Annotated in this window: 13 protein-coding genes; all 13 read left to right on the forward strand. The window is 62.2% G+C overall.

Annotation, left to right across the window (positions count from 1 at the left end; all coding sequences use genetic code 11):
- Positions 1-89: 89 nt before the first annotated feature.
- The 13 genes from AC4PCC_RS08035 to AC4PCC_RS08095 all read left to right on the forward strand — a co-directional run bounded on the left by AC4PCC_RS08035 (position 90) and on the right by AC4PCC_RS08095 (position 15,633).
- The gene (locus tag AC4PCC_RS08035) at positions 90-758 is read left to right on the forward strand and encodes a haloacid dehalogenase type II (protein WP_067710075.1); all 669 of its coding nucleotides are present in this window, start codon (positions 90-92) and stop codon (positions 756-758) included.
- Between the two features lie 20 nt (positions 759-778).
- Positions 779-2,056 (forward strand): NAD(P)/FAD-dependent oxidoreductase, encoded by a 1,278-nt coding sequence (locus AC4PCC_RS08040; protein WP_492127002.1) that lies wholly within the window; start codon positions 779-781, stop codon positions 2,054-2,056.
- A 31-nt stretch (positions 2,057-2,087) separates the two neighbouring features.
- A complete protein-coding gene (locus AC4PCC_RS08045) occupies positions 2,088-3,689 on the forward strand; it encodes an ABC transporter substrate-binding protein (RefSeq protein ID WP_492127003.1) in 1,602 nt (533 codons plus the stop codon).
- A 29-nt stretch (positions 3,690-3,718) separates the two neighbouring features.
- On the forward strand, positions 3,719-4,672 hold the full coding sequence (locus AC4PCC_RS08050) for an ABC transporter permease (protein WP_492127004.1): 954 nt from the start codon (positions 3,719-3,721) through the stop codon (positions 4,670-4,672).
- Between the two features lie 2 nt (positions 4,673-4,674).
- Entirely contained in the window at positions 4,675-5,526 is an 852-nt protein-coding gene (locus AC4PCC_RS08055) for an ABC transporter permease (protein ID WP_345831599.1), read from the forward strand.
- The gene (locus AC4PCC_RS08060; RefSeq protein WP_067710067.1) at positions 5,523-7,187 is read left to right on the forward strand and encodes an ABC transporter ATP-binding protein; all 1,665 of its coding nucleotides are present in this window, start codon (positions 5,523-5,525) and stop codon (positions 7,185-7,187) included. Before AC4PCC_RS08055 ends, AC4PCC_RS08060 begins: the two co-directional genes overlap by 4 nt.
- 109 nt (positions 7,188-7,296) lie before the next feature.
- The gene (locus tag AC4PCC_RS08065; protein ID WP_492127005.1) at positions 7,297-8,628 is read left to right on the forward strand and encodes an NAD(P)/FAD-dependent oxidoreductase; all 1,332 of its coding nucleotides are present in this window, start codon (positions 7,297-7,299) and stop codon (positions 8,626-8,628) included.
- An 8-nt stretch (positions 8,629-8,636) separates the two neighbouring features.
- A complete protein-coding gene (locus AC4PCC_RS08070; protein WP_492127006.1) occupies positions 8,637-9,482 on the forward strand; it encodes a GNAT family N-acetyltransferase in 846 nt (281 codons plus the stop codon).
- Positions 9,482-10,408, forward strand: a complete 927-nt coding sequence (locus tag AC4PCC_RS08075; RefSeq protein WP_492127007.1) for a 2-hydroxyacid dehydrogenase — start codon at positions 9,482-9,484, stop codon at positions 10,406-10,408. The genes AC4PCC_RS08070 and AC4PCC_RS08075 overlap by 1 nt, the downstream gene beginning before the upstream one ends.
- A gap of 130 nt (positions 10,409-10,538) precedes the next feature.
- The gene (locus AC4PCC_RS08080) at positions 10,539-11,666 is read left to right on the forward strand and encodes a M20 aminoacylase family protein (RefSeq protein WP_492127472.1); all 1,128 of its coding nucleotides are present in this window, start codon (positions 10,539-10,541) and stop codon (positions 11,664-11,666) included.
- Between the two features lie 118 nt (positions 11,667-11,784).
- A complete protein-coding gene (gene gabT, locus AC4PCC_RS08085; protein WP_492127008.1) occupies positions 11,785-13,101 on the forward strand; it encodes a 4-aminobutyrate--2-oxoglutarate transaminase in 1,317 nt (438 codons plus the stop codon).
- A gap of 138 nt (positions 13,102-13,239) precedes the next feature.
- On the forward strand, positions 13,240-13,746 hold the full coding sequence (locus AC4PCC_RS08090) for an Lrp/AsnC family transcriptional regulator (RefSeq protein ID WP_492127009.1): 507 nt from the start codon (positions 13,240-13,242) through the stop codon (positions 13,744-13,746).
- Between the two features lie 93 nt (positions 13,747-13,839).
- Complete coding sequence (locus AC4PCC_RS08095) at positions 13,840-15,633, forward strand: thiamine pyrophosphate-requiring protein (RefSeq protein ID WP_492127010.1); 1,794 nt, start codon at positions 13,840-13,842, stop codon at positions 15,631-15,633.
- Positions 15,634-15,670: the final 37 nt, after the last annotated feature.

The raw sequence follows: 15,670 nt of genomic DNA on the forward strand, positions 1-15,670 counted from the left end.
CATTTATCAACCGTTACCGCTTCGTCAGCCGGTCGCATTGTGCCGGGCAACGTTCAACATTCAGTCACTGAAACCCAGGAGGATGCACCATGGCCCTGTTCAAACCGAAATTTATCACCTTTGACTGTTACGGCACGCTGATCAACTTTGATATGGCAGGTGCGGCGGCGGCCCGCTTCGCCAGCCGCGTCAGCCCGGAGAAGATGACCGCCTTCACCACCGATTTTGCTTACTATCGCCGGGACGAAGTGCTGGGCGCATTTAAGCTGTATCCCCAGGTGGTAGGCGATGCGCTCTACCGCACCTGTAACAAGTGGGGCGTGGAGTGCACGGAGCAGGACTGCGCGGCGATAATGACCGCCTGCGCCAGCTGGGGGCCACATGCGGATGTCCCCGCTGGCCTGGCGAAAGTCGCTACTGAATTTCCGCTGGTGCTGCTGACGAACTCGACCGACGAGCTGATTAAGCATCACGTTCCCCGGCTGGGCGCCCCGATCCATATGACGATTACCGCCGAAGAGGTGGGCGCCTACAAGCCGCAGATGAAGGGCTTTGAGTACATGCTCAGCAAGCTCAACTGTGCGCCTGACGAAATCCTTCACGTCTCCAGCAGCCTGCGCTATGACCTGATGACCGCCTTTGACCTGGGGATCACCCATACGGTGTTCGTTAACCGCGGGCACGATCCGGCCAATCCCGCCTATGGCTATACCGAAATCCAGGACATTGGCGGCCTTCCGGCCGTGGTGGGTCTGTAACCCTTTACCAGGAGCAGGGCATGAAACTGGAATCTTTCTGGCAGGTCACGGCCCCGGTATTTACCGGCGCGTCGCAGGGCGAACTGCCCGCCACGGCAGATGTGGTGGTGATTGGGGGCGGTTTTACCGGTATCTCCGCGGCGCTCAGTCTGGCGCGCAGCGGACTTAAGGTGGTGGTGCTGGAAGCCGGGGCGGTGATGAGCCAGGCCTCCTCCCGTAACGGCGGCCACTGCAACACCGGCGTATCGCAGAACTTCGCTTCGCTGGTGGCCAGCCGGGGCGTTGAGCAGGCCAGCCGCTACTATCGCGCCTTCGCCAGCGCGGTTGACTACGTGCAGAGCCTGGTGGAAGAGGAGCAGATCGACTGTGATTTTCTGCGCTGCGGAAAAATTAAACTTGCCAGCAAGCCCGCGCACTTTTCCGGGCTGAAGGCCACCTACGAGGCGTTGAAAAGCACCGTCGATCCCGAGGTCGAACTGCTGGGGGCCGACGAGGTGCGGCGTGAGGTCAACTCGGCTGCCTTTCACGGCGGGCTGATTCAGCGGCGCGGCGGGCAGATGCATATGGGGAAATTTGGCGTGGGCCTGGCGCAGGCGGCGGTCAGCAGCGGCGCTGAGATTTTCGAGCATACGCCGGTTACCCGACTGACGCGTCTCCAGGGATACCGACATCGGGTCGGCACACCCGGCGGTGAGATCCTCGCCGATAAAGTGCTGATGGCCACCGGCTGCTCGAACGTCGGCCCCTTTGAGTGGTTCCAGCGCCGCATTGTCCCGGTGGGCAGCTTTATCGTGGTCACCGAGCCGCTGCCGCCTGAACAGCTTTACGCGCTGATGCCCACTAACCGCACCTGCGTTACCTCCCTGAATATCGGCAACTATTTCCGCACCACCGCCGATCGGCGCCTGGTGTTCGGCGGCCGCGCCCGCTTCGCCATCAGTAATCCCACCTCCGATGCGCGCAGCGGCCGGGTGTTACAGGCTGGCCTAAGCAACATTTTTCCTGCGCTCGCGTCGGCAAAAATCGACTACTGCTGGGGTGGCCTGGTGGATATGACGGCAGACAGGCTACCGCATGCGGGCGAACAGGAGGGGGTGTTTTATTCGCTGGGCTACAGCGGTCACGGCACCCAGATGTCGGTATGGATGGGCCGCGTGATGGCCGACATCATGGCCGAAAAAGCGTCCGCTAACCCCTGGCAGCGCGACAGCTGGCCCGCCGTACCCGGCTACTTTGGAAAACCCTGGTTCCTGCCGGTGGCGGGGCTGTATTACAAAGCTCGGGATCTAATCTCCTGAGCCTCTAACGTTCGACTTTGAGGGTGTGCAGATGAGTAAATTTCGCAAAGAATTTGGTCGTGTTAACCCGTCCTTAAGCCAGGCGATTAATGAGGTCTCCCTGTCGCGCCGCAGCATCATGAAGCTGCTGTCGGCGGGGGCGGTAATGAGTACCGGGCTGGTGGCGTTCCCGGCGATAAGCGCCGCGGCTGAGACGCCGGTAAAGGGCGGCAGGCTGCGCGCGGCGGTGGCGAATGCCTCAGCGACCGACACCCTGGACCCGGCAAAGGGCAACAACAGCGGTGACTACACCCGCCAGTTTATGTTCTACAGCGGCCTGACCGAGCTGGATAAAAAGCTGGTCGCCCAGCCCGCGCTGGCCGAATCCATTGAAAGCAGCGACGGTATCAGCTGGCAGATCAAACTGCGGCCGGGCGTCACCTTCCACGATGGCAAAACGCTGACCGCGCAGGATGTGGTCTTTTCGCTCAGCCGCCATAAAGATCCCGCCGTTGCTTCCACAGCGATTAACCAGGCGAAGCAGTTCAGCAGCATCACCGCCGTCAGCCCCACCGAAGTGAAGCTGGTTTTGACCCAGCCTAATTTCGATATACCTACCGTGCTGGCGACCAGCCCGTTTTTAATTCTTCAGGACGGCACGAAGGATTTCAATAAGGCCGTCGGCACCGGCCCTTACCAGTGCAAATCCTTTACGCCCGGCGTCAGTACGGTCGGGGTGAAGAACCCCCACTACTGGAAGCCTGGCCTGCCGCATCTGGACGAGGTGGAGCTGATGGGCGTCACCGATCAGGCCGCCCGCGTTAACGCCCTGATGTCCGGCGATCTGCATATCGTTGCCACGCTTACCGCTAATGATGTTAAGCGTCTGCGCCAGTCCGGCCAGTTTGGCGTGCTGGAGAGCAAGTCCGGCATGTACACCAACCTGATTGTTCGTACCGATATGAAGCCCGGCAGCAGTGAGGATTTCGTGCTGGGCATGAAGTATCTCCAGCCGCGCGAGATTATGGTGAAAACCGTGATGCAGGGCTTTGGCGAGGTGGCGAACGATACGCCGGTGCCGCCGTGGCATCCGCTGTTTAATAAGGCGATCCCCCAGCGGTCGATGGACGTTGAAAAGGCGCGCTTTCACTTTAAAAAAGCCGGGATGGCGGGCGCCAGCGCCGAAATTATCACCACCCAGAATATCGAGGGATCGGTGGAGGGCGGACAGCTTATTCAGCAGCTCGGCCGTTCGGCCGGGGTGAATTTCCAGGTACGACGCGTTCCCTACGACGGCTACTGGTCAACGCACTGGACTAAAGATCCGCTCGGCTACGGCTCCATCAACCCGCGCCCGACGCTCGATCTGCTCTTCTCACAGTTTTACCTCTCCGACGCCCCCAACAATGAGTCCGGCTGGAAAAACCCGCAGTTCGACCAGCTGGTGGTAGCGGCGCGCGGCGAACGCGACCAGGCAAAGCGCAAACAGATGTACGGCGATATGCAGGCGCTGATTTACGACCACTGCGGCACGATTATTCCCACCTTTATCAGCTCACTGGATGGGCACAGCAGCCGGGTGAAAGGGGTGGAGGCCTGGCCGTCGGGCATGATGATGGGCTATCGCTTCCACGAATTCGCCTGGCTTTCCTGATAACCGCTAATCCATAAAGGAGAACGGCGATGAACCGCTATATGCTCCTCCTGATTGCCCGCCGCTGTGGGGCGGGTGTGCTGACCCTGCTGATTGTTTCGGCGGTGGTGTTTTTTATCACCAGCCTGCTGCCGGGTGACGCGGCGCAGATGATACTGGGCCAGAGTGCCACCCCGGAAACGGTCGCAGCCCTGCGGCAGCAGCTCGGGCTGGATCAGCCCCTGCTGATGCGCTATCTGCACTGGCTGACCGGTATGCTGCACGGCGATTTCGGCACCTCGTTTGCCAGTCATCTGCCGGTCTCGCAGCTGGTGGCCCAGCGCCTGCCCGCCACCTTTGAGCTGGCCGGGCTGACTACGCTGGTGTCGGTGCCGCTGGCGCTGCTGATTGGGCTGACGGCGGCAATGAAGCGCGGCTCGCGCTTCGATCGCGGCCTGATGATGGCGACCCTGGCGGTGGTGGCGGTGCCGGAGTTTCTGGTGGCGACCGTGGCGGTGATTATCTTTGCCGTCAGGCTGCACTGGGTACCCGCGATGTCGCCCGGCACGCCCCCGGCTGACCTTCTCAGCTACCTGCGGAATTATGCCCTACCGGTGCTGACGCTCTGCTGCGTGCTGGTGGCACAGATGGCGCGTATGACCCGCTCGGCGCTGATTAACCAGATGGACAGCCCTTATCTGGAGATGACGCTGCTAAAAGGCGTGTCGCCGCTGCGCGCGATACTGCGCCATGCGCTGCCGAATGCGGTCGGGCCGATTGCTAATGCCATCTCTCTCAGTCTCTCTTACCTGTTTGGCGGGGTCATTATTATCGAAAGCATCTTTAGCTATCCCGGCGTAGCCAGCCAGCTGGTGGATGCGGTGAGCAACCGCGATCTGCCGGTGGTGCAGCTCTGCGTCATGCTGTTCGCCGTCTGTTATCTGCTGCTGCTGCTACTGGCGGATATCCTCACCATTGCTTTTAATCCCAAAGGGAGGGGTTGATGATGTCGGTTCTCACACTTCCCTGGCGTTTCTTTCTGTCGCTCAGCGGCAGCGGGCGGGCGGGTCTGGTGGTGACTCTGATCTGGATATTTCTCGCCCTGTTTGGATCCGCACTGGCCCCGCATAATCTGGAGGACATTGGCGCAGGCCCGATGCTCGGCGGATTCAGCAGGGATTTCTGGTTCGGCACTGATTATCTCGGGCGCGACATGCTGAGCCGCATCCTCTTTGGCGCGCGCTACTCGATTGGCCTGGCGCTCAGCGCCGCGCTGCTGGCCAGCCTGATCGGTACGCTGCTGGCGCTGCTGGCCGCCGTGGCGGGACGCTGGTTAGAGGAGATCCTCGGCAGGATCAACGACGCCATGCTGGTGCTGCCCGGCAAAATCCTCGCACTGATGATCGTGGCGGTCTTCGGCTCCTCGCTGCCGATGCTGATCGTTACCGCCGTCTTTACCTACTGGCCCGGTGCCTATCGTATCGCCTGGGCGATGGCGGCCAACCTGCGCTCAATGGATTACGTTGAGGCATCGCGGCTGCGCGGTGAGAGCCGCATTTATATTGCGCTTCACGATATCCTGCCCAACATGGTGCACCCGATGCTGACCGACTTCGGCCTGCGCTTTGTCTATATCGTTCTGCTGCTCAGCGGCCTGAGCTTCCTTGGCCTGGGGGTGCAGCCGCCCTATGCGGACTGGGGGACGCTGGTACGTGAGAATTTACAGGGGCTGTTTGACGGGTCTCCGGCGGTACTGATGCCCGCGCTGGCTATTGCCAGCCTGACCATCGGTGCCAATCTGTTTATCGACAGCCTTCAGGCAATGCGTCCGCTGAGCCAGGCGAAGGGGGTAGCATGACGGTAACGGCACACACGGCACGACCTGTCGTCGCGGTAAACCATCTCCGCGTCACTGCCCGGTCGGATGAGGGGCAGGAGATTTCGCTGGTTTCCGATATCCGCTTTTCCGTGCAGAAGGGCGAGGTGCTGGCGCTGATCGGCGAGTCAGGATCGGGCAAAACCACCATCGCGCTGGCGCTGATGGGCTATGCCCGCCATGGTTGCCGCATCGCGGAGGGCGATATCCACGTGGCGGGAACCGACGTCACCGCGCTGACGGCAAAACAGCTCTGTCAGTTTCGCGGTAATAAAGTGGCCTATATCGCCCAAAGTGCGGCGGCGTCGTTTAATCCGGCGATGAAAATTATGGATCAGGTGGTGGAGCCGGTAGTGATCCACGGGGTGATGAGCCGTGCCAAAGCCGAGGAGAAAGCCATCGCGCTGTTCCGCGAACTGGCGCTGCCTCATCCTGACACCATCGGCAGCCGCTATCCGCACCAGGTCTCCGGCGGGCAGCTACAGCGGCTGATGACCGCGATGGCGCTGATCGGCGACCCCGAGGTGGTTATCCTTGACGAACCCACTACCGCGCTGGACGTGACCACGCAGGTTGAAGTGCTTAAGGCATTCCGGCGCGTGGTGCGCCAGCGCGGCATGACCGCCATTTATGTTAGTCACGATCTGGCGGTAGTGGCTCAGATGGCCGATCGCATCCTGGTGCTGCTGAAAGGCAGGGTTGCTGAATATGCCACCACTGAAGACCTGCTCCGCGCGCCCGGGGCACAATATAGCCAGCAGCTGCTGGAAGCGGCGAGACAGAAGCCCCGCCCCAGCCCGTGGCGACCGGAAGAGTCAGGCATCCAGCCGCTGCTGGAGGTGCGCGACCTGTCGGCGGGCTATGGCCCGCTCAATGCGCAGGGTGAGCCGAAAATCCCGATCCTGCACGACATTAATTTTCGTCTCTATCGCGGGCAGGCGATCGGCATTATTGGCGAATCCGGCTCGGGCAAAACCACGCTGGCGCACGCCATTGCCGGGATGAATCCCCCTTCAAAGGGGCATCTGCTGTTTAATGGCCACTATATTGCCAGCGCGCTGCGGCAGCGCCCGGAGAATGAGCTGCGGCGCATTCAGTACGTGTTCCAGATGGCCGATACCGCGTTGAACCCGGCGCACAGCGTTGAAAAAATTCTCAGCCGACCGCTGAAGCTGTTCCACGGGCTGCGCGGTGCCGCGCTCCAGCAGCGCCTTTTTAGCCTGCTTGAACTGGTCCGGCTGCCGCGCAGCGTATTGTGGCGTCGCCCCTGGGCGCTCTCCGGCGGCCAGAAACAGCGGGTGAATCTGGCCCGCGCGCTGGCGGCTGAACCCGACCTGATCCTCTGCGATGAGGTGACCTCGGCGCTGGACACGGTCGTGGCCGCGGCGATCCTCGATCTGATCACCGAGCTGCGCCGCGAGCTGGGGCTGTCGGTGCTGTTTATCAGCCACGATCTGCATGCGGTGCGGTCGGTCTGTGACGAAATCATCGTGGTGAAAAGTGGCCGGATGGTGACGCAGGTGGCGCGGGCCGACTACGATAAGCCTTCCACCGATCTCTATTACGAGCGACTGAAGCGGGCGGTGCCGGAGCTGCGACAGGGCTGGCTGGACGAGCACGATGCCAGCGATATTGCGCTTTAACGGCGGACGGGACGAGCATGATGCCAGCGATATTGCGCTTTAACGGCGGGCAAAATGCCGCAGCTGATGATGAGTTAACACTATGATGCGAAGACGAGGTTAAAAGAAGATGCCCGCACCGATTCGATACGTACAGGACAGCCGATTCTTCCCCGAGTCGGCGGATGTGGTGGTAATTGGCGCCGGTATTGCCGGCACGGCCGCCGCTTACGAGCTGGCAAAGCAGGGCGTCAGCGTAGTGCTGATAGAGAAGGGCCTGGTCGGCGGCGAGCAGTCCAGCCGCAACTGGGGCTGGTGCCGCCAGCAGAACCGCGACGAGCGCGAGCTGCCGCTGATTATCTACGCGCTCCAGCGCTGGCAGGAACTGGGCGAGGAGACCGGCGAGGAGCTGGGCTTTCGCCGCAGCGGACTGGTCTATGCCACCAGCAGCCAGGAGGACATTAACGCCTGGGATCGCTGGGGCCAGATGGCGAAAGCCTACGGCGTGCGCAGCGACATCCTTACCGCCGCGCAGGCGAAGGCGATGACTCCTGGCAGCACCAGCCGCTGGCTGGGCGGCGTCTCGTCCCCCACGGATGGACATGCAGAGCCGTCGCTGGCCTCGGCCGGTCTGGCGATTGCGGCGCAGCGGCTGGGCGCAGGTGTTTTTCAGCAGTGCGCGGTGCGCGGGCTGGATATCTCCGCCGGTAAGGTCAGCGGCGTGATCACCGAACGCGGCCTGATAAAAACGCCTAGGGTAATCTGCGCGGGCGGAGCCTGGACCTCGATGTTCTGCCGACGGCATGGCATTGACCTGCCGCTCGGCAACGTCATCGGCACGGCGTTTCGCACCACGCCGGTTGAGCAGGCGATCCGCGTGCCGCTTTATACACCCACCTTTGCCTGCCGCCCCCAGCTGGATGGCAGCTACACCGTCTCGGTCTCCGGTCGCGGTCGCCTGTCACCGGGTGCGCAGGGGCTGCGCTATGCGCGTCAGTTCTGGCCGACCTTTAAATCCCGCCGTAAAAACCTCAGCCTGGAACTGGGGCTGGGGCCTTTTATTAGCGGCCCGGAGTCGCTGGCGCGCTGGCAGTTTGACCGGGTCTCGCCGTTTGAAAAAGTGCGCATTCTCGACCCGGCCGCCGACAGGGCGATGGTGGCGGAAGGCATCGCCGCGATGCGCAAAGAGTACCCGGCGCTGGGCGAGATCCGCGTCGAACAGGCCTGGGGCGGGATGATCGACAATACCCCCGATGCGGTGCCGGTGATTTCAACGGTACCGACGCTATCCGGGCTGATTATCTCTGCGGGTTTCAGCGCGCACGGTTTTGGTATTGGCCCCGGTGCGGGTCGCCTGGCCGCCGATTTGGCGACCGATGCCACCCCGGTGGTGGACCCCACGCCGTTTCGCTATTCACGGCTGATTGACGGATCCGGCCTTAACGCGCCGGGCATGATGTAGGGAGCAGGATGACGATGCAGATTAACGCATTGAATGAGAGCCATCTGGACGCCGCCTTTGGCCTGACCCAGCGGCTGAGCTGGCCGCACCGTCGCGAAGACTGGCGGCAGGCGCTTCAGCTGGGAGAGGGCGTGGTCGCGGAACAGGATGGAGTGCTGCTTGGCACCACGCTTTACTGGCGATGGGGCAGCGACGCCGCCACGGTTGGGCTGGTCATTGTCGCCGATGAGGCGCAGGGCAAAGGCATTGGTAAGGCGCTGATGCAGGCGGCGCTGGCAAAGCTGGAAGGGTATCAGGTCCGGCTGCACGCCACCGGGGCGGGCAGGGTGTTGTACCAGAAGCTTGGCTTCGCGGGCGTCGGTGCCGTCGCGCAGCATCAGTGCCGCGCGCTGGAACGGGTGACCCCGCTGTTGCCGGGCGGGGGGCAGCGACGTCGGCCCGCCTGCCCCGATGACGCCCCGGCGCTAATCCGGCTGGACACGCGCGCCCACGGGCAGCAGCGTGACAGGCTGATTCGGCTGCTGCTGGACGATGCCGCCCTGCGCACAGAGGTGCTGGAAGAGCAGGGTACTGCGACCGGCTTTGCCTGCCTGCGCCGCTTCGGACACGGCTATGCCGTGGGTCCCATTATCTGTCAGGATCTCACCCGCGCGAAGCTGCTGATAAGCGCGCTGCTGGCTGAGTTACGCGGTGAATTTGTGCGGATTGACACCGATGCGGCCAGCGGGCTGGGAGAGTGGCTCACCACGCTGGGCCTGATCGAAGTCGATCGGCCTGTCACCATGATCCGCGGCGTACCCTGGCAGCCGCAGGAGATGCAGGCATTCGGACTGATGTCCCAGGCGATGGCCTGATGAATATCGTCTATAAATCTGAGCCCGAACGGGGACGCCAGTGGGCGGAACTGGTGGCGCGGCTGGCACCGGAGGCGACCTTCCGGCTCTGGCCTGACATCGGGGATGCGCAGGCGGTGGACTATTTAATCGCCTGGCAGCCGCCGGACAACCTGATGCAGCAGTTTCCTCATCTGAAAGCGCTGTTCTCGGTGGGGGCCGGTGCCGACCAGTTCGACTACGCCGGGCTGCCGCCTGAACTGCCGGTGGTGCGGATGATTGAACCGGGCCTGACGCAGGGTATGGTGGAGTACGTCACCTTCGCCGTGCTGGGCCTGCATCGCGGGATGCCCCGCTATCTGGCGCAGCAGCGGGAGCAGCGGTGGCAGGCGCATCCGGTTACCGGGGCGGCGGCCTGTCGGGTGGGCGTGATGGGCGCCGGGACGCTCGGCCTGGCGGTGCTCGGACCGCTGGTGGGGCTGGGCTATGACTGTGCGGTGTGGAGCCGGACGGAAAAAAAGGTCGACGGCGTGCGCAGCTATGCGGGCGATGCGCAGCTGGGCGATTTTCTCGCCCGCAGCGATATCCTGGTCTGCCTGCTGCCGCTCACGACCCGTACCGAGGGCATTCTTAACGCTAAGCTGTTCAGCCAGCTGCCGCCGGGTGCCGCGCTGGTGCAGGCGGGGCGCGGCAGGCAGCTTAACCACGCCGATCTGCTGGCCGCACTGGCGCGCCAGCAGCTGAGCGCAGCGGTGCTTGATGTCACCGCTCCGGAGCCGCTGCCGCCGGAGCATCCATTCTGGCAGCATCCCGCCATCTGGCTGACGCCGCATATCGCCAGCCAGACGCGGGCAGAAAGCGCGGTGCGGGCGCTGCTGGACAATATTCGCCGCCACCAGCGCGGTGAGCCGATGGTCGGGCGGGTCGATCGGGCGCGGGGGTACTGAAATGCAGAGCGAGGAGCGACGGGTGGAGAGTGACATGCATAAGAGCGATGCGGCTGGAATAAATAACGCAGGGCTGAACGGTACGGTTGAGGCAGGCAGCAGGGGGCTGAACGGGGCAGCTGACGCTGAGATCGCAGCGCTGGTCGCCCTGCGCCGCGATCTGCATGCGCACCCGGAGCTGGGGTTTGCCGAGCACCGTACCGCCGGGATAGTGGCCGCATTTCTGAGCGCGCGCGGGATTGACGTTTATCGCGGCATCGGCAAAACCGGGGTGGTCGGCGTGCTGCGGCGCGGCAGGGGTAGCGGGGTTATCGGCCTGCGCGCCGATATGGATGCCCTGCCGATGGAGGATGCGGGCGGGCAGCCGTGGAAAAGCCAGCATCCGGGCCGCTGCCACGCCTGCGGCCACGATGGTCATACGGTGATGCTGCTGGGCGCGGCCGATCGGCTGGCCCGCGAGGCGGATTTCGACGGCACGGTGATTTTTATCTTTCAGCCCGCCGAAGAGGGGCTGGCGGGGGCGAAGGCGATGATCGATGACGGGCTGTTCAGCCGATTCCCCTGCGATGCTGTGTATGCGGTACATAACTGGCCCGAACTGCCGCTGGGGGCGGCGCAAACCCGCCCCGGCGCGATAATGGCCGCCGCTGACCGCTTTGATATCCGCGTTACCGGCGGCGGCGGCCATGCCGCCCAGCCCCATCTCAGCCCGGATACCCTGCTGGCGACCAGCGAACTGGTGGTGCAGTTGAACACCCTCATCGCCCGCGCGGTGGATCCCTGCGAACCGGCGCTGCTGACGGTCACCCGCATTCAGGGCGGCTTCTCGCACAATATGATCCCCGCCGAGGCCGCCATCACCGGCACGGTGCGCACCTTTAATCGCGGCGTGCAGGACATTATCGAACGCCGCCTGCGCGAGATGGCGACCCACGTTACCGCTGCGCAGGGGCTAAACGCGGAGGTATCCTATCAGCGCTACTATCCGGCGACCCTGAATACGGCACCCGAAGCGCAGGTGGCCCTGCGCGCCGCGGAACGTTCCGGGCTGCGCGCGTCGGTGGCGGATAAGCCTGCGCTGACCTCGGAGGATTTCTCCTTTATGCTGCAGGCGGTTCCCGGCGCCTACCTCTGGCTGGGGTCGGCAGAGAGCCGCCCGCTACACCATCCTGCCTATGACTTTAACGATGCGCTAATCCCGCTGGGTATCCGCTGGTTTTGCGAAGTGGTCAGGGACAGGCTGGCCCTGAAACCGTAATGCGCTGTTTCACTCCCCATTTCAACAGGTAATGCTGCTGCCGCGCGCAGTACGGCAGCGGGACAAAAAAGTTTATTGCGATACTTAACCCCATAACGACATGCGATGAGGAAGTGAGATGCACAATTTACTGGCTGAGCAGCAGACATTTTCTGATAACTCCCTGCTGCTGGATAAACGGCAGGAGCAGGTTCCGCGCGGGGTGGTTACGGCGCATCCGGTGGTGATAGCAAAGGGCAAAGGGGCGGAAGTGTGGGACGTGGAGGGGAACCGCTATCTGGATTTTGTTGCCGGGATCGGCGTGTTAAACGTCGGACATAACCATCCGGCGGTGGTGCAGGCGGTCAGCGATCAGCTGCAACAGGTCTCTCACGCCTGCTTTCAGGTCGCGGCCTATCCGGGCTATATCGAACTGGCGACGCGGCTGAATCAGGCCGTCGGTAATGGCGAGGCGTTCAAAAGCGTGCTGTTTACCAGCGGGGCAGAAGCGGTCGAAAATGCGGTGAAAATCGCCCGCGCATGGAGTAACCGCCCCGGCATTATCGCCTTTGACGGTGCCTTTCATGGCAGGACGCTGCTGGGCTGTACCCTGACCGGCATGAGCCAGCCCTATAAGCAAAATTTCGGGCCCTTTCCCGGCGACATCTACCGCGTGCCTTTCCCTAATCCCTTCCATCACATCAGCGAGCAGGCCTGCCTGGCGGCGCTGGATACGCTGTTTGCGGTACAAATCAGTCCGGATCGCGTGGCGGCGATCATTATCGAGCCGGTACAGGGTGACGGCGGTTTCCTGCCTGCCTCTCCGGCGTTTATGCAGGCGCTGCGGGAAATTACCCAGCGTCACGGCATACTGCTGATTTGCGATGAGGTGCAAACAGGGTTTGGCCGCACCGGCAAAATGTTCGGCTTCCAGCATACCGGCATCCTGCCCGATCTGATAACCGTAGCCAAGAGCCTCGGCGGCGGCCTGCCGATATCCGGCGTCGTGGGCAGGGCGGAAATCATGGACGCGCCGCTGCCCGGCGGGCTGGGCGGCACCTATGGCGGCAATGCGCTGGCCTGCGCGGCCTCGCTGGCGGTAATGGATTTGCTGGAGCAGGGCGACCTGCTGGCGCGGGCCAGTCAGCTGGGTGAACAGCTTAACGCCCGGCTACATCAGCTGGCAGAAAAGTATGCCTGCATTGGTGACGTGCGCGGCATCGGCTTTATGCGGGCGATAGAGATTATTGACGTCGAAAGCGGCCAGCCCGATGCGGTCCTGACGCAGAGGATCCTCGACTGCGCCTGCGAAGAGGGGCTGCTGCTGATCAAATGTGGCGTGCAGCGCAATACCATCCGCTTCCTGGCCCCGCTGGTCACCAGTGATTCGCAGCTGGAAGAGGCGCTGCATATCGTTGATATTGCCCTGGCCCGCGCCACCGGCAGGCTGGGCTGAATACTTCCTGTTTATTGATTTATAAGGGATTACAGGCAAGGTGCGACGCCCGCGCCACGCGGTAAAACGCTGGCGCGGCTGGCGGAAAGCATGCTATACCATCGTATCGGTTAACAATGTTGCCACATTGAGGGTGCTATGAACGGTTTAATGAAACTCGACCGCATTGACATCAATATTCTGGTGCAGCTCCAGAAAGATGGCCGCATCAGCAACGTCAATCTCGCCGATGCCGTCGGCCTTTCTCCCAGCCCCTGCCTGCAGCGCGTTAAGCGCCTGGAAATGGCCGGTTTTATTGCCGGCTATGAGGCGCATATCAATCTGACCAAAATTACCGACTCGGTCACCGTATTTACCGAAGTTACGCTGGCCGGACATCGTCGCGAAGACTTTATGCGCTTTGAAGCGGCGCTGAGTGAGACAGATGAGCTGATGGAGTGCCACCTGATCACCGGCGGCTATGACTATCTGCTGCGCTTTATTACCCGCAGTATTGAGCACTACCAGGAAGTGATTGAAGGGTTGCTGGATGCCAAAGTCGGTATTGATAAGTACTTCAGCTACATTGTGATCAAATCCCCGATTATTAAAAGCAGCGTGCCGCTGCGCTCGCTTATTTCCCGCCATACCCAGGTCGAATACTGACCGCACCTTTGCGCGCCGGTGCGGATATCGCAGCGCGTCGGGGTGACTCTACTATCATTAACAGCCTGTGCGTAAAAAAACACGAGGCTGATAATGAGCAAAAAAACCAGTGACTTCTTCGTTGAGCGCCTCAAAGCCTGGGGCGTGACGCGTATTTATGGCTATCCTGGCGACGGCATCAACGGCGTGCTGGGCGCGCTGCAAAGGGCAGAAAAACGCGGTGAAGGGATAGAGTTTATCCAGGTGCGACATGAGGAGATGGCGGCCTTTATGGCGGTCGGCCACGCCAAGTTTACTGGCGAAATGGGCGTTTGCCTCTCGACCGGTGGACCGGGTGCCACGCATCTGCTGACCGGTTTGTACGATGCGAAAATGGATCATGCGCCGGTGCTGGCCATCGCCGGACAGGCTGAAACCACCGCAAGGGGCTCCAGCTATCAGCAGGAACTGAACCTCGATCGAATATTTTCCGACGTGGCCAGTTTTGTGCAGGAAACCGCCACGCCCTCACAGCTGCGTCATCTGGTCGATCGCGGCGTGCGCCTGGCGAAAGCGCAAAATGGCGTAGCGGTACTGATTATCCCCAAGGACGTGCAGGATGAACCCTGGGAAGAACCCGCCCACGCCCACGGTTTTACCCACTCGGCGGTGGGCTATCAGCGCCCGCGCGTCATTCCCTACCCGGAAGACCTGCAGCGTGCTGCAGAGGTGCTGAATGCCGGTAAGCGCGTGGCGATACTGATTGGCGCAGGCGCACGCGGGGCGGCGGTCGAGGTGGTGCAGGCGGCAAACCTGCTTGGCGCAGGCGTGGCGAAAGCGCTGCTCGGCAAGGACGTGTTACCCGACGATGCGCCTTTTGTCACCGGCGCGGTGGGGCTGCTCGGCACGCAACCCTCGGCGGAGATGATGAAGTCCTGCGATACGCTGCTGATGATCGGTTCCGGCTTCCCCTGGACCGAATTCCTGCCCGAAGAGGGACAGGCGCGCGGCGTGCAGATTGATATCGACCCGGCGATGCTCGGGCTGCGCTATCCGACGGAGGTGAACCTGCACGGTGACGCGGCCGAAACGCTGCGCGCGCTGCTGCCGCTGCTTGAGCAAAAGACGGATCGCAGCTGGCAGGAGGATATCGCCGTACAGGTACAGGCATGGTGGAAGGTGATGGAGGAGCGGGCCATGGCGTCTGCCAGCCCGGTAAATCCACAGCGCGTGGTGTGGGAGATGTCGCCACTGCTGCCGGACAACGCCATCGTGACCTCTGACTCCGGCTCCTGTGCGAACTGGTTCGCCCGGGACTATCGCGTGAAGCAGGGCCAGCGCGCCAGCCTGTCCGGTGGACTGGCCTGCATGGGGGCGGCGGTACCCTACGCCATTGCGGCTAAGTTTGCCGAGCCTGAAAAGCCGGTGATAGCGCTGGTGGGCGACGGGGCGATGCAGATGAATAATATGGCGGAGCTTATCACCATTCAGAAATACTGGCAGCAGTGGGCCACGCCGCAGCTGGTGGTCTGCGTATTCAACAATCAGGATCTCAATCAGGTCACCTGGGAGCAGCGGGTAATGGAGGGTAATCCGCGTTTCGCCGCGTCGCAGCAGCTCCCCGACGTGCATTACGCTCAGTTTGCTGAATCGCTGGGGCTTAAGGGGATTTTCGTGGACGATCCGGAGCAGCTTAGCGCGGCCTGGGCGGAGGCGCTGGCCGCAGACCGTCCGGTAGTACTGGAAGTGAAAACCGATCCGGAGGTGGCACCGCTGCCGCCGCATATTACCCTGAAGCAGGCAAAGGCCTTTATGGCGTCGATGGTTAAAGGCGATCGCGGCGCGGGCAGGGTGCTGGCAGATACCGCCAGCCAGCTGCTCAATCAGGTGATGCCAGGTAAGCCGTGATGTAACATTTATGCACAATCATATTAATTGAGGATAT

Source organism: Erwinia sp. L03-1 (genome assembly GCF_058686115.1).

Bases quoted from the DNA above. Each gene is read 5' to 3' on its own strand.
- AC4PCC_RS08090 (WP_492127009.1), top strand. From the start codon at position 13,240: ATGAACGGTTTAATGAAACTCGACCGCATTGACATCAATATTCTGGTG.
- AC4PCC_RS08035 (WP_067710075.1), top strand. From the start codon at position 90: ATGGCCCTGTTCAAACCGAAATTTATCACCTTTGACTGTTACGGCACG.
- AC4PCC_RS08075 (WP_492127007.1), top strand. From the start codon at position 9,482: ATGAATATCGTCTATAAATCTGAGCCCGAACGGGGACGCCAGTGGGCG.
- AC4PCC_RS08055 (WP_345831599.1), top strand. From the start codon at position 4,675: ATGTCGGTTCTCACACTTCCCTGGCGTTTCTTTCTGTCGCTCAGCGGC.
- AC4PCC_RS08095 (WP_492127010.1), top strand. From the start codon at position 13,840: ATGAGCAAAAAAACCAGTGACTTCTTCGTTGAGCGCCTCAAAGCCTGG.
- AC4PCC_RS08045 (WP_492127003.1), top strand. From the start codon at position 2,088: ATGAGTAAATTTCGCAAAGAATTTGGTCGTGTTAACCCGTCCTTAAGC.
- AC4PCC_RS08050 (WP_492127004.1), top strand. From the start codon at position 3,719: ATGAACCGCTATATGCTCCTCCTGATTGCCCGCCGCTGTGGGGCGGGT.
- AC4PCC_RS08060 (WP_067710067.1), top strand. From the start codon at position 5,523: ATGACGGTAACGGCACACACGGCACGACCTGTCGTCGCGGTAAACCAT.
- AC4PCC_RS08070 (WP_492127006.1), top strand. From the start codon at position 8,637: ATGACGATGCAGATTAACGCATTGAATGAGAGCCATCTGGACGCCGCC.
- gabT (WP_492127008.1), top strand. From the start codon at position 11,785: ATGCACAATTTACTGGCTGAGCAGCAGACATTTTCTGATAACTCCCTG.
- AC4PCC_RS08040 (WP_492127002.1), top strand. From the start codon at position 779: ATGAAACTGGAATCTTTCTGGCAGGTCACGGCCCCGGTATTTACCGGC.
- AC4PCC_RS08065 (WP_492127005.1), top strand. From the start codon at position 7,297: ATGCCCGCACCGATTCGATACGTACAGGACAGCCGATTCTTCCCCGAG.